The sequence below is a fragment of the Pseudomonas sp. Emmai genome, from assembly GCF_055179735.1.
The window spans coordinates 1,408,735-1,422,053 of sequence record NZ_CM143685.1 but is presented as its reverse complement, the minus strand read 5'-3'; the positions used below and the strand labels follow the sequence as shown (position 1 = coordinate 1,422,053).

Annotated in this window: 14 protein-coding genes and 1 pseudogene; 5 read left to right on the top strand and 10 right to left on the bottom strand. The window is 61.1% G+C overall.

Annotated features, from left to right (window positions below):
• Positions 1 to 15 precede the first annotated feature (15 nt).
• On the top strand, positions 16 to 525 hold the full coding sequence (locus ACY4LX_RS06270) for a DUF2165 domain-containing protein (protein WP_149657518.1): 510 nt from the start codon (positions 16 to 18) through the stop codon (positions 523 to 525).
• Here ACY4LX_RS06270 and ACY4LX_RS06265 read toward each other — a convergent pair.
• Complete coding sequence (locus tag ACY4LX_RS06265; protein ID WP_463259446.1) at positions 479 to 1,396, bottom strand: DMT family transporter; 918 nt, start codon at positions 1,394 to 1,396, stop codon at positions 479 to 481. The genes ACY4LX_RS06270 and ACY4LX_RS06265 overlap by 47 nt on opposite strands.
• Here ACY4LX_RS06265 and ACY4LX_RS06260 point away from each other — a divergent pair.
• Positions 1,395 to 1,613, top strand: coding sequence for a hypothetical protein (locus tag ACY4LX_RS06260; RefSeq protein ID WP_463259445.1), 219 nt, complete (start codon positions 1,395 to 1,397; stop codon positions 1,611 to 1,613). The genes ACY4LX_RS06265 and ACY4LX_RS06260 overlap by 2 nt on opposite strands.
• A gap of 120 nt (positions 1,614 to 1,733) precedes the next feature.
• The gene (locus tag ACY4LX_RS06255; RefSeq protein WP_463259444.1) at positions 1,734 to 2,609 is read left to right on the top strand and encodes a helix-turn-helix transcriptional regulator; all 876 of its coding nucleotides are present in this window, start codon (positions 1,734 to 1,736) and stop codon (positions 2,607 to 2,609) included.
• 137 nt (positions 2,610 to 2,746) lie between these two features.
• Here the strand turns inward: ACY4LX_RS06255 and ACY4LX_RS06250 are convergent, their stop codons facing one another.
• The 8 genes from ACY4LX_RS06250 to ACY4LX_RS06215 form a co-directional block, all read right to left on the bottom strand.
• Positions 2,747 to 5,176: a TonB-dependent siderophore receptor gene (locus ACY4LX_RS06250; RefSeq protein ID WP_463259443.1), complete on the bottom strand. Its 2,430-nt coding sequence runs from the start codon at positions 5,174 to 5,176 to the stop codon at positions 2,747 to 2,749.
• A gap of 241 nt (positions 5,177 to 5,417) precedes the next feature.
• Positions 5,418 to 6,407 (bottom strand): FecR family protein, encoded by a 990-nt coding sequence (locus tag ACY4LX_RS06245; RefSeq protein ID WP_463259442.1) that lies wholly within the window; start codon positions 6,405 to 6,407, stop codon positions 5,418 to 5,420.
• Positions 6,404 to 6,967 carry an RNA polymerase sigma factor gene (locus ACY4LX_RS06240; RefSeq protein ID WP_149657524.1) on the bottom strand — a complete coding sequence of 188 codons (564 nt, stop codon included), beginning with the start codon at positions 6,965 to 6,967 and terminating at the stop codon, positions 6,404 to 6,406. Before ACY4LX_RS06240 ends, ACY4LX_RS06245 begins: the two co-directional genes overlap by 4 nt.
• Positions 6,967 to 7,290, bottom strand: coding sequence for a DUF3325 domain-containing protein (locus ACY4LX_RS06235; protein ID WP_463259441.1), 324 nt, complete (start codon positions 7,288 to 7,290; stop codon positions 6,967 to 6,969). Before ACY4LX_RS06235 ends, ACY4LX_RS06240 begins: the two co-directional genes overlap by 1 nt.
• A complete protein-coding gene (locus ACY4LX_RS06230; protein WP_463259440.1) occupies positions 7,291 to 8,862 on the bottom strand; it encodes a PepSY-associated TM helix domain-containing protein in 1,572 nt (523 codons plus the stop codon). It lies immediately after the preceding gene.
• Complete coding sequence (locus tag ACY4LX_RS06225; RefSeq protein WP_463259439.1) at positions 8,859 to 9,164, bottom strand: DUF3649 domain-containing protein; 306 nt, start codon at positions 9,162 to 9,164, stop codon at positions 8,859 to 8,861. The genes ACY4LX_RS06230 and ACY4LX_RS06225 overlap by 4 nt, the downstream gene beginning before the upstream one ends.
• A gap of 201 nt (positions 9,165 to 9,365) precedes the next feature.
• Positions 9,366 to 9,773, bottom strand: a complete 408-nt coding sequence (locus tag ACY4LX_RS06220) for an HPF/RaiA family ribosome-associated protein (protein WP_149657528.1) — start codon at positions 9,771 to 9,773, stop codon at positions 9,366 to 9,368.
• A 213-nt stretch (positions 9,774 to 9,986) separates the two neighbouring features.
• The gene (locus ACY4LX_RS06215; RefSeq protein ID WP_149657529.1) at positions 9,987 to 10,934 is read right to left on the bottom strand and encodes a LysR substrate-binding domain-containing protein; all 948 of its coding nucleotides are present in this window, start codon (positions 10,932 to 10,934) and stop codon (positions 9,987 to 9,989) included.
• A 135-nt stretch (positions 10,935 to 11,069) separates the two neighbouring features.
• On the opposite strand from ACY4LX_RS06215, the gene ACY4LX_RS06210 reads away from it, so the two are divergent.
• Positions 11,070 to 12,446, top strand: a complete 1,377-nt coding sequence (locus ACY4LX_RS06210; RefSeq protein ID WP_463259438.1) for an L-serine ammonia-lyase — start codon at positions 11,070 to 11,072, stop codon at positions 12,444 to 12,446.
• A 267-nt stretch (positions 12,447 to 12,713) separates the two neighbouring features.
• Complete coding sequence (locus ACY4LX_RS06205; RefSeq protein ID WP_149657531.1) at positions 12,714 to 13,031, top strand: DUF3509 domain-containing protein; 318 nt, start codon at positions 12,714 to 12,716, stop codon at positions 13,029 to 13,031.
• Here the strand turns inward: ACY4LX_RS06205 and ACY4LX_RS06200 are convergent.
• A pseudogene (locus tag ACY4LX_RS06200) lies at positions 13,028 to 13,309 on the bottom strand (phosphate-starvation-inducible PsiE family protein); the annotation flags it as partial. The gene ACY4LX_RS06205 and the pseudogene ACY4LX_RS06200 overlap by 4 nt on opposite strands.
• Positions 13,310 to 13,319: the final 10 nt, after the last annotated feature.

The window sequence follows — 13,319 nt, the reverse complement described above, 5'->3', positions numbered from 1 at the left end:
CGGAGAGCCCATCCATTGAATTACCTGACCACAGATCAACTCATCAGATACAGCAAAATCACACTCATGGCGTTCTTGAGTTTTTTTGGGCTGCTGGTGCTATATAGCAACATCATTGACTACAGCACCAACTATGAATATATCGGCCATATCCTGAGCATGGACACCACCCGCGAGAACCTTAACATCAGCTACCGGGCGATTACCTCGCCGATTCTGCATCACCGCATCTACTGGTTCATCATCACCCTGGAAGTTATGTATACCGCTTACTGCCTGCTCGGCACTTATCAACTCTTTAAACACAGGCATGCATCCATCGACGTATTTCACGAAGCTAAAAAGTTATCCATCATCGGCCTGTTAATTGCGATCTTCGTCTATTACGTGTGCATGCAAGTGATCGGTGTCGAATGGTTCGACATGGATGAATCGCAAGTGTGGAATGCCAAGGATTGGGCGCGGCATATTGTCGATTTCATTTTGCCGTTATTGATTTACATGACATTGAAGGTTGAGCACTAAGTGCCTTGGGCTTGCGAAACACCAGCACGTTACCCAGCATCACCAACACCAGGCCCACCAGCGCCGGCGCGGTCCATTGGTAGCCTTCGGCAAATGCCGAGACATTCAGCGCCACCACCGGGAACAACACCGTGCAGTACGCCGCGCGCTCCGGGCCCATGCGTCCGACCAGCGTCAGGTACGCGGTGAAGCCGATGACGGAACCGGGGATGACCAGGTACAGCAGCGAGCCGATGTAGCGCGCATTCCATTCGATGTCGAACGGGATGCCTTTGACCAGGCACCACACGGTCAGCATCGCCGCGCCGTAGGCCATACCCCAGGCATTGGTGGTCAGGGGTTTGAGCCCGGCCTTCTGTTGCAGGCTCGATAGCATGTTGCCGGCCGAGAAGCACAGCGTTCCGCACAGGGCCAGGCCCAGGCCGAGCAAGGTTTGCGGGCTGGCAGTGTGGCCCGCCAGTTCCGGCCAGAACAGCAGGCCAAGCCCCAACAAGCCCAGCGCACCGCCCATCAAGACGTTGCGGGCGATTTTCTGACCGAAAAACACCCGCGCATTCAGGGCGTTCCACAGCGTGGCAGTAGAAAACACCACGGCGACCAGACCACTGGGGATCCACTGGCTGGCGGTCAGGAAGCACATGAAATTGACGCAGAACAGGCACAGGCCCTGGGCCAGGCAGATCAAGTGCCCGCGACGGTTCATCACTTGCAGGCGTCGGCTGAGCAGCAGCATCACAAACAGCACCAGCGCGGCGAGGCCGAAGCGATAGACGATCGACACCGGGATGGCCACCACCCCCAGTTGCCATTTCAAGGCAATCCAGGTGGTGCCCCAGATCAGCACGGTCAACAGGTACAAAGACAGGTTCATGGCAAAATTCCTGGAGGGGCAACGCGGCACGCTGTTCTGGCGAGTACGCTTTTGTGGCGAGTACATTTCTGTGGCGAGCGAGCTTGCTCGCGCTGGGCTGCGAAGCGGCCCCAAAATCTCGGCAACCGTTGCCAATTTTGTGAGTGCTGCGCACTCAAGCGCGAGCAAGCTCGCTCGCCACAAAAGCGTCCTCGCCACAAGGGCATTGCTTGATTAGGGCTCCAGTGTGCTGCGCCAAACGTGCACGCACTTGCATAAACTTGCGCTTTTGTCGGCCCGCGGGCTGGCAGGCCAGGGTCTACGGAGTAGGATGCAAGGCGTTGGAGAGAAAACGATCATGCCCGCACTGGAAACCCTGCAAGTCTTTCAAGCCCTCAACCGCTCGCCCAATGCTCGTCTTGAGCACAGCGCCGAGCTCGGTGACGGCATGGCTGCAGCTTTGTGGAGCAACCATCACGACGCTCAAGACTACGAAGCGCCGAGCCATCACACCCTGTCCTGCTACATCGCCGGCGGCACCGGGACCTTTCGTCGTGATCAGCCCGGCAGCAAGGGTGGCCCCGACAAGCTGTGCATCCTGCCGGCCGAGCATCAGTCAGGTTGGGTCATCAATGGCGACATTCGCCTGGCCCATCTGTATTTCAGCCCGGAACAATTCGCCCTCGGCTGCGTCACGCTGCTGGACCGCGAACCGCGCGAATTGCAATTGCGTGAAGGCACCTTCCTCGACGACCCACAACAAGCCCGGCGCTTTCGGCAGATGCTCATGCTCAATTGGGAAGAACCGGGCGAACGCGTGCTGACCAGCAGCCTGGCCCACGAAATGCTCAGCCACGCGCTGCTCAGCCAGGTCGGCATGCGCCAGGGTTTACGGCTCAAGGGTGGACTGGCGGCGCATCAGCGCCGGCAGTTGGTGGAGTTCATCGACAATCAACTGGCCGAAGCGATCAGCCTGGGGCAATTGGCCGGGTTGTGCGCGCTGTCGGAATATCACTTTGCGCGGATGTTCCGCGAGAGTTTCGGCTTGCCGCCCCATCAGTATGTACTGGCGCGACGCATGAGTCGGGCGCGGGAGTTGTTACGTTCGACCGCGCAGCCGTTGGGGGAGATTGCCTTGGCGTGCGGGTTTGCCAGTGCGAGTCATTTCACCAATCGGTTTCGGCAGGTTTTAGGCGGGACGCCTGGGGAATATCGGTTGGCGTTTTTGCGTTAGGGCCGAAGATTATCGGCGCCCTTCAAGGCCTCTTCGCGGGCAAGCCTCGCTCCTGCATTTGATCGCATTCTCATGAAGGAACGCGTACCTCTGTAGGAGCGAGGCTTGCCCGCGAAGAACGATGACGCGGTCTGAGATCAGAACTCTAGCGTGCTGGAAAGCGACACCTGCCGCGAATCCCCCATCGACACAAAGAACCGGCTCGCCGCCGAGGTGTAGTAGGTGCGGTCGAACAGGTTCTTCACGTTGAGCTGGAACTTGACCTTCTCCCCTTCGACCTTGGTGTCGTAGGTGGCGAAGGCATCGGCCACGGTGTAGCCCGGCAGGTCGAAATCATTCGGCGCATCCCCCGCTCGCTCGCCGACATACCGCGCCCCCGCGCCAACCCGCAACTGATCGCCGCCGATGAGGGTGCCGAAGTCATAGACTGCCGACAGCGAGCCCGTATTTTTCGCCACGTTCTGCAAGCGCTTGCCTTTGTAATCCGGGTCTTCGGTGACTTCGGCGTCGGTGTAGGCGTAGCTGCCGATCATGCTCCAACGGTCGGTGAGCTGGCCGGTCAGATCGATTTCCAGACCACGGGAACGTACTTCGCCAGCGGCGCTGTAGATCGTGGTCGGCCCTTCGGCGTTGGCGATCAGCACGTTGCGTTTCTTGATGTCGAACAGCGCGATATCACCGGTGATGCGCCCCGGCATGTCGAGCCGGGCGCCGATTTCCCAGGACTTGGCTTCTTCCGGTGCGATGCTGCCGTCGAGCACCACGGTGCTGCCGCTCAACGGTGCGATGGTCGAGTTGGGTTTGAACGATTCGGTGTAGCTGCCGTAGAACGACAGTTCATCGGTGTAGCGATACACCAGCCCGGCGCGCGGCACGAACTTCTGACCGTTGTTGTCGGTATTGGCCTTGAACGGCACGCCTTTGCCGGCGTACTGGTCGTACTCCTGGAAGCGCCCGCCCGCGACAACGATCCACTGGTCGGTGAGGTGAATAGAGTCCTGGGCGAAGATCGAATCGCTACGCAGTTGATCGGTCTGGGCACTGTCCGCCGGGCTGACGGTGGTGCCGGCGACTTCGCGACCGTACACCGGGTTGACGTAGCTGAAGGTGCTCAGGCTTTTCTGGCGGATCAGGTCTTCGCGGTAGATCTTGCGGTACTCGTCATCGACGCCGAACACCAGGTCGTGCTGCAGGCCCAACACGTTCACTTTGCCTTCGAGGCTGGCGGTGGTGAAGCGGTCAGTACTGATCGCATTCTGCGTGCCGTCCATGTTGCGGGTCAGGGTGCCGTTCCTGGTGTTGATCGCGGTGACACGCACCTGGCTGGCGTCGTAGGTTTCGCGGTTCCAGCTGTAGCCGAAGTGGGCTTTCCAGTTGTCGTTGAGCGCGTGATCGGCCTCGAAGTGATACAGGTCCGAGCGCCCTTCCATGTTGTTGAACGGCTCGTCGAGGCGCTCGTTGCGCGAGATATCCAGCGGGTGGTTGGTGCGCGGGTCGATGATCGTGCCCCGGTCGAACGGGGTGAGGAATTCCCGGTGTTCGTAGGAGAACAGCAGCTTGGTGCTCTCGCCGAACCAGGCCAGGGACGGCGCCACCAGGGTTTCGCGGTGGGTGCCGAAGTTGCGCCAGTAATCTTCGTCTTCGTGGTCCAGGACCATGCGATAGGCCAGCCCGGACTCGCCCAGCGCGCCGGTGCTGTCGAGGCCGCCGCCGCTGCCGTTCTTGCCGTCGCCGTAGGTCGAGCCGCGCAGGGTCAGGGCGTTGTATTGGGTCAGTTCGGGTTTCTTGCTGACCATGTTGACCACGCCACCCGGGTCCTGGATGCCGTAGAGCAAGGACGCCGGGCCCTTGAGCACTTCCACGCGATCAACCGTAGCGTTCATGCCACGGCCCTGCACGATCGGCATGCCGTCGCGCATGATCGAGCCGTTGCGGTTGTCGCCGAAACCCCGGGTCATCACCGAATCCTGGGTGCTGGCCAGGGTGTTGCCCTGGGTGATGCCGCTGACGTTGGCCAGGGCGTCATCGAGATTGCGTGGTGCCTGGTCGCGAATGACCTGGGCCGGGATCACGTTGATGGTTTGCGGGGTTTCCTGGAGCAACGCCGAGCTGCGCATCACATTGCTGGTCGGCGGTGGCTGGTAGCTCTGGGTTTGGTCCAGCACCGAGGTGATGGTGGTCGCGTCCAGGTTCAGGGTGCCTTCGGTGGGCACGGGTTCCAGCGCCAGGGTGTGGGCGTCGGTGCGGCGGAAGGTGAAGCCCGATCCGCTGAGCAGGCGCTGGATCGCCTGTTCCGCGCTCATCTGCCCATTGAGCGCCGGGGCGTTGAGGCCGTAGGGCGCTTCGTCGGTGTAGACCACGCTGGTGCCGGTGATGCGGCTGAAGTCGCTCAGGGCCTGGGGCAACGGTTTGGCGGCGATGGCGAAATTGAATTGCGTGCGCTGTTGCGTGCTGGCGGTTTCAGCAGCGATGGCCACGCTCAGCGGCAGCAATGCCACTGCCGAAAAACTCAGCGCCGAGGCACCGAACCATTGTTTGACCAAACCCGATTTTGCCCTGGACTTCATTGCTCATGACCTGTGTAGAACCGCAGCGGGATGCGAATGACTCGCAGTTTCAGTCACTACACGGATGGCGTTAGGGTTTACCTCATCATTATTTTGAAAATATTTTTTATCTTGGGTTTTGTGGTGTCTGGTCTGGCGCTTTCGCGGGCAAGCCTCGCTCCTACAGGGGATGGGTGTTTATTCCGAACATGCGAACGCCCCCTTTGTAGGAGCGAGGCTTGCCCGCGAAGAGGCCAGCCGCCTAACGCAAAATAATCATCTGCCCCAAAACGTGATGCTGCTCAAACCCCAACACCCCCTGCAACGAACTCAACACCGCCTGCGGATCCTTGCTCGGAAAACTCCCGCTGACCCGCCGCGCCGCCAGTTCATCGTTGAGCAACAAAATCCGCCCCGGGTAATAGCGCCGCAGGTCTTGCACCACCTCCGCCAGGCTCGCCTTGTAGTAATTGAGCCAGCCCTGGCGCCAGGCCAATTGCGCCTCACTGTCCACGGCGTGCAGTTTTTCTGCCGTGCCTTCGCCATACGCGACTTGCTGGCCGGCGGTGAGGATTTGTTGTTCGGCATTGCGATCCGCCGTCACCCCGACTCGCCCGGACAACACCGTCACCTGTGCACCGTGAGGTTGCAGGCGCACTTCAAACTGAGTGCCGAGCACCCGCGCCTGGCCCTTTTCGGCCTCCACCACAAACGGCTCGCCGGTGTGGGTCACGCTGAAAAAACCGGCGCCGCGACGTAGTTCGACGTGACGCTCGCCGTGGCTGAAATCCACGGCAATCGCGCTATCGGCATCCAACGTCACTTGCGATTGATCAGCCAGGGTGACCGTACGAATTTGCCCCGGCGCCGACACATAATCCGCGCCCAGATCATCCGCCCAACGCAGCGGCTGCCACCCCGCGCCGACGCCGACCATCAGCAACAGACACGCCGCCATCGCCAACGCCCCGGACCAGCGCTGCACGCTGGAGCGCTTCGAACGGTCCATCGCATTCAGATAACCCTGCAGGGCAAACGCTTCTTCATCGGCCAATGTCCGCGCCGGCACTTCGCTCAATTCCCAGACCACTTGCGCCTGGGCGTAGGCCTCGGCATGCGCGGGATCGGCCTGCAACCAGTGACTGAACGTGAGCTGATCGCCAGTGCTCGGCTGATCGTGCAACAGGCTCAGCCAGGCGAAAGCGGCCTGTTCCTGGGCGGGCGTCGGGGTGACGCGTTCGGCGTGGTTCACGGTGCTTTCCTTGGCGTACGCGGTTCGGGTTCCCGCAGGCTGGCCTTGCAGGCGTCGAGGGCGCGCATCATATGTTTTTCCACGGCGCTTTGGGACAACCCCATGGCCTTGGCAATCTCGGCGTACTTGCGGCCGTGGATGCGGTTGAGCAGGAAAATCTGCCGCGTGCGCTCGGGCAACGCACGCAACGCGGCTTCGACGTGGCGCAAATCATTGCCCGCCTCCAACGCGGCTTGCGGTTCGCTGCCCTGGCTGTCCGGCGCGTCCGGCATCCAGCCCTCGTTGACCCGCACCCGCGTGCCTTCGCTGCGCAAATGGTCGATGGCGATGTTGCCGGCGCAGCGCAAAAGATAAGTGCTGAGTTCTTCGACTTGCACCAGTGGCCGACGCCAGAACCGCAGGAACAAGTCCTGCACCAGGTCCGCCGCCGTCGCCCGGCACCCGACGCGCCGACTCACCAGCGCTTCCATCTGCGAACGCTGGGACAAAAACACCTGGAGAAAATGCGCGCGGGCGCCACGATGTTCGTCATCGTGGGACTCCGGAGGGCTGGCGATCATCAGCTCAGCACTGCGCAAACGGGGCTGGCGAGCAGGCCCAGCGCCGCTAATGACAGCGCCAGGCGCGGGCGATAGGGCAGCAATAACACCAGCAACAATGCGCTGGACATCAACACCGCGAACCACTCGACCAGGCCCAAACCCCAACCGGTCGCGGACACTGCCGCCCATAACGACAAGGCCAGCAATAACCAGCCGCCAAGTCTCATATTGCGTCGGCGCCTGGCCGATGGCTTGCGCCCCAGAAGGTCGACGTGATGCCGATCCATCGACAGACAGAGCGCGGCAAATCCGCCGTAGCAGAGCAACAGGGCCAGCAGCATTCAGGTCGCCTCGCGCTCAAGGGAAATGGGGCGGCGGGCGACCACTGCAGTTTTCTCGACGCGCCGCATTTTCCACGCAGCCCACGCCAGGAACAGCCCACTGCCCAGGCATGTCAGATCGAAACCGGCCATGGCCCAATCGCCTTGGCGCAGGGACACACCCACGTTGTACGGCGTGGTCAACCCGTTGAGCAACGGCACCGCGCAGAACAGCACCGCGGCCAACGCCAGTTGCTCGACCCACGCCGCGCGACCACGGCGGACCAGCGCATGCAGCACGCTCAAACCCCAGGCGATGAAGAAGCTGCTCACTTCCCAATCCGCCCGTTCCGCCAGCGCCACCGGCAACAAGCGGTTGGCCCAGAAGAACACCGCCACGGCGATCACCAGCCCCGACATGCTGGCAATGTTCAGCACTTCCACCAGCCGCAATTCGAAGGGCATCACGCCGCTCTTGGCATGTTTGAGCTGACGCTTGGCGAGCCAGATCACCAGCCCGGTGCCGATCATCGCCGTGCCGGCCAACCCGCAGATGAAGTACAGCCAACGCAACACCGGGCCGGCGAAATGGCCCATGTGCAAACCGTAGAAACCGCCGGCGATTGCCATTGGAATCGGTTGTTCCGGTGGCGTGCCGAGCAGCTCGCCAGTGACGCCGTTGAACGTCAGCGCGCGGCCAAAATCGTAGACCACGCCGTCGGCGCCATCGCGTTCCAGGATGACCGAGGCATTCGCATCGCCTGGATTGTTCACGGCCAGGCGACCGGCGCGCCCTTCAGCCCATTGCTCATGAGCCCGTTCCAGCAACGGTGCCAGCGGCGCCAATGCCGCAGGTTGGCCTGCAACAGTCGGCGTGTTGGCCGCCGGAAATACCTCCTCGAAAAACGCCGAGGCATTGCCCTTGTACGCAGCAAGAATGCCCGCCGGCATCACCATCGACATGAAAATCACCAGGCTGCTGTAGGTGATCATCAGGTGAAACGGCAACACCAGAACGCCCACCGCGTTGTGCCCGTCGAGCCAGGAACGCTGGCCCTTGCGCGGGCGGAAGGTGAAGAAGTCCTTGAAGATTTTCTTGTGGGTGATGATCCCGGTGATCAGCGCGATGAACATCAGCATCGCGGCGGCGGTCGACAACCAGCGGCCCCACGGGTAAGGCATTTGCAGTTGGAAGTGGAAGCGGTAAAAGAAGTCGCCGCCCATGGTGGCCCGGCCCTGCACTTCGGCACCGGTTTGCGGGTCGAGGGTCTTTTTGCTGAATTGGCCGCGCTTGCCCGGTTCGGCCGGGGCTTGCTGCCAGCGCACCGTCAGGCCGGGCTCGCGGGCGGTCGGCAGGTCGATGAGCCAGCGGGAGGCGTTGGGCGCGTGCTGTTGAAGATAATCTTGCGCCAGGGTCAGGCTGGCTTCAGAAGGCACCGAACGCGCAGGAATCTCCGGCTGCATCCAGTGGCTGGTCTCGGCTTTGAAATACGCGAGGGTGCCGGTCAGGAAAATCGCGAACAGCAACCAGCCAAAGATCAAGCCGACCCAGGTGTGCAGCCAGGCCATGGTCTGGCGAAAGCCCTCTTTCATGGCTGGCCCGCCCAGTGCGCCAGCCCCGACACCGCGCCCAGCACCAGGCTCGGCACGAGCATGCCGAACCACGCCTGCCAGGCACTGCGACAGGCAAAACACCAGAGCGCCGCCACCAGATACGCCAGAAACGAAGTCATCATCCCGGTGACCACCGCTTCGGCGCGGGCCATGGGCAGCAGCAGGCTCAGGCTGACACTCGCCAACGCGGCCACGACATAACCGCCCAGCACGGCAGCCAACACCCGCGAGGTAACCGCCAGTCGGTAGGAAACGGGGAGCGTGCGGCTTTTGCCTTTCATGGTTCGACCTTGAAACCGGGTAAGGCCTCGTGAATGTCTCGAGACCAACAAGGCCGCAATACTAATGATAAAAATTCTCATACGCAAAAGACTCCGATGAGAATCATCTATCGCTACTTGGGCTGGTGAACACCGGAAACAAAAACGGGCCTGCATAAGCAGACCCGTTTGTCAGTGGAAAGGTAAAAAGTGAATCAGGCCTCAGCCGTTTTGTGCAGCCTGTTCGTTCTCTAGAAACTCGTCTTCCAGCAGCGCATCGGCTGCAACTCTCTCGAACGGAACGATAGCGGCACGTGGTTTGCCCCGCAATTTGCCGAACAGATGCTCAAGCGCGTGTTCGAGTTTTTCGGCCGCCCCGTCGATGGCTTGTTCCAGGGTATCGGCTTTATGGGTCACCGAGATCGGTTGGTGGCCTTTAGGCCGCGCTTCCAGCTGGCAGCGCATGTCATGCGGTCCGGGCTTGTCGCCGTTTTCGTCCCGCAGGTGAACCTCTACGCGGGTCAGGTCCTCTTCGTAACGTTCGAGCGTGCTCTCAATGGTAGTACGTACCCACTCCTCCAGTCGGATGCTGCTTTGAATATGGTTATCGCTGTTGACTTGGATTTGCATAGTTCATCCCTTATTTCAGCTAGCTCGCGAGAGGCCGGTCGGCTTGCCCTTGGGCGTCATCACCGTGGCCTCTTACTTACACAATCGGTCTGTGCGCAGAACATTTCAACCCCTAAAAAAAGATAAATATGGATTCGCAAAAAAAGCCGGACAACGGCCAAAGGCGCTGTTAAGGTCGGGAGTTGGGTCACCACGCTTCCTTGTCACAATTGCTCACATCTGCTGCTCCGCCAGTGGATGCAGACTGCGAAAAATCCCCGCTTCCTCTACCAGCCAATCATGCACAGCACGCACGCCCGGATGGCTCAGCGCCCCCGGCGCATACAGCAGCATGTAGCGTTTGTGATTCGGCACCGCCAGGCCAAACGGCACAATCAACGTCCCCCGCTCCAGCTCATCGTTGAGCAAGGTTCGCCGCGCAATCGCCACGCCCATGCCGGCAATCGCCGCTTCGATGGTCAGGTGATTGCGATTGAAGGTGTGCCCGCGCCGTACGTCGGCGCCTTCGAAGCCGATGGCGTTGAGGTAGAACTCCCACTCCGCGTACTCGTAGCTGCCGCGCCAGGCGGTGATGTCGTGCAGCAGCGCAAAATGCATCAGGTCCGCCGGGCCATGCAGTGGCGGACGGCCGCGCAGCAGGCTCGGGGCGCAGACCGGAAAGATCTGCTCATCGAGCAAGGCGGTGGATAACAAACCGGGATAGCTGCCGTCGTTCAGGTCAATGGCCAGATCGAAGTCGCCTTCGTGCAGCGGCACGCTGCTGTCCTCGGCGACCAGGCGCAACTGAATGTCCGGAAAACGTTGCTGCAAGCGTGGCAGGCGCGGGGTCAGCCACTTGCTCAGGAATGACGGAATAGAGCGCAAGCGCAAAGTCCCGCTGATCATCCCGGCGTCCAGTCGTCGCAATTCCGCGTCGATGCTGCCGTACGCCTCGTTGACCGTAATAGCCAGTCGCTGGCCCTCCGCGCTCAATTCCACGCCGCGAGCGCGACGGTGGAACAGGCGAAAACCCAGACGCTCTTCCAGCTGTCGGATTTGCTGGCTGACCGCACCCGGCGTGATGTGCAGCTCTTCGGCGCAACGGGTGAACGACAAGTGCCGCGCGGCACAGGAAAACACGTGCAGCCAGACGTAGGTCTGGGCGTGCAATTGACGACTCATCGTTTAGTCCTGCTAAAGGCTGTCTTAGGAAGTTTCGTTGGTCACGTAGGACCGAGGCGGGCAGTATCGCCGACATTGCGCTTGTCCTACAAAAATGGCAGCGATTTCTCTTCCATTGCTTGTATAGGCTTTAGCATGGCTATCAGTGTTTTCGATCTCTTCAAAGTGGGCATCGGTCCATCCAGCTCACACACCGTCGGCCCGATGCGCGCCGCCGCGACCTTTGCCCAGGCCCTGATCGACCAACAATTGTTGGCCGACGTACGGCGGGTAGAAATCCGCCTCTACGGCTCGTTGTCGGCGACCGGCGTCGGTCACGCCACCGACCGCGCCTGCGTCATGGGCCTGATGGGCGAATGGCCGGACAGCATCGATCCGACGTCTATCGATTCACGCATCCAGCATCTGCGGGAAACCGGCGAACTGTCCCTCGCCGGCCAATCGACCATTGCCTTCAACTGGCAGCGCGATCTCCTGCTGCTGGACGAGAGCCTGCCCTACCACCCCAACGCGATGTCCCTGACAGCCTTCGGCGAAACCGGCGAGTTGTGGGAGCAAACGTATTACTCGGTGGGCGGCGGTTTCATCATCGAAGCGGCGGAAGCCGAGTCCGGCATCGCGCCTGCCAGCGACGTGGTGCTGCCGTACGATTTCTCCAGCGCCGCCGAATTGCTCAGGCTGTGCAACCAGCATGGCCTGCGGGTTTCCGAGCTGATGATGGCCAACGAATTGGCCTGGCGCAACGAAGCCGAAATCCGCCAAGGCTTGCTGCACATCTGGTCGGTGATGCGCGAGTGCGTCGAGCAAGGCTTGCTGCATGAAGGCATTCTTCCCGGCGGTCTGAATGTTCCGCGTCGCGCCGCGAAATTGCACCGCAGCCTGTTGGAAATCGGCAAGCCGAATGTCATCACGTCCACGCTGTCGGCCATGGAGTGGGTCAACCTGTTCGCCCTCGCCGTGAACGAAGAGAACGCCGCCGGCGGACGGATGGTCACCGCCCCCACCAACGGCGCGGCCGGGATCATTCCGGCGGTGCTGCACTACTACATGAAATTCAACCCGGACGCGTCGGACGATGACGTGGTCGCGTTCTTCCTCGGCGCGGCGGCGGTCGGCATTCTGTGTAAGAAAAACGCCTCGATCTCCGGCGCCGAAGTCGGTTGCCAGGGCGAAGTCGGATCGGCCTGTGCCATGGCTGCCGCCGGTCTGGCAGACGTGCTCGGCGCCACCCCGGAGCAATTGGAAAACGCTGCCGAAATCGGCCTGGAACACAACCTCGGCCTGACCTGCGACCCGGTCGGCGGCCTGGTGCAAGTGCCGTGCATCGAACGCAACGCCATCGCCGCAGTGAAGGCGATCAACGCCACGCAAATGGCCCTGCGCGGCGACGGCAAACACTTCATTTCCCTGGACCGGGTAATCCGCACCATGCGCGATACCGGCGCCGACATGCAGGACAAATACAAAGAGACTTCACGGGGTGGGTTGGCGGTGAGCTGGGTGGAATGTTGACCGCTTCCGTTGCACCCGCACTGCTTTTGCCCTGAAACGGGCAGGCAAGAAAAGGCGAACATCACCGTTCGCCTTTTTTGTGCCCGTTTCATTGTTCGACCGTTTTCCCGGCATGCCCCTTGCTACGTCCCTGTAGGCGCTGCCGAAGACTGCTCCTACAAAGCGATGATGGCGATATGGCTATGGAATGGCCGATGGTCTGGTATTGCGAACCAACCCGATCATGGCCGGTCAACAACTGCACGTTCAATCAGGCGGTGACGCATCATGGACAACCCTTTTCAGCTCATTACCGATGCCTTTGCACCGGACTATCAGATCAACCTGAGCATTCAGGGTCTGGACGGCAGCATCATGCTGACGCTCTCCAACAGTGGCCGCGTGGTCGCCAAACGGATGATCAGCGCCGAACAACGCAACGACCCCAAACGCCTCAAGCGCCTGGTGCAAAGCATCCAGTTCGGCATCGCCATCGAACAGGGCCACAGCGCCGTGGCCATCCTTGAAGCGATGACCGACGGCGACAATCGCAATCTGCCGCCGCCACAGATCAAAGGCCACAGCCGGCCAGCCATGCGGCTTTAGATCTCGCCCTTCTCCACCTCGGGATGCTCACCGGAGCCCGTGCCGATCTTGCGCTGCGGGTGTTCGATCTTCACCGAGGGAAATTGTGAGGACGCGTAACGCACCACCAGAATCGAGAACGCCAGCAGCAGAATCCCGCCACACAGGTAGATGATGCCGATGTCCGGCGGGTTGTGGTGCGAGACGTTGGAGATCAGCAAACGCGTCAGCGCGGTGATCGCCACGTAGATCAGGAAGCGCACCGGCATGTGGTTGGTCTTGACGAATTTTCCGGAAATTTTTGAATAA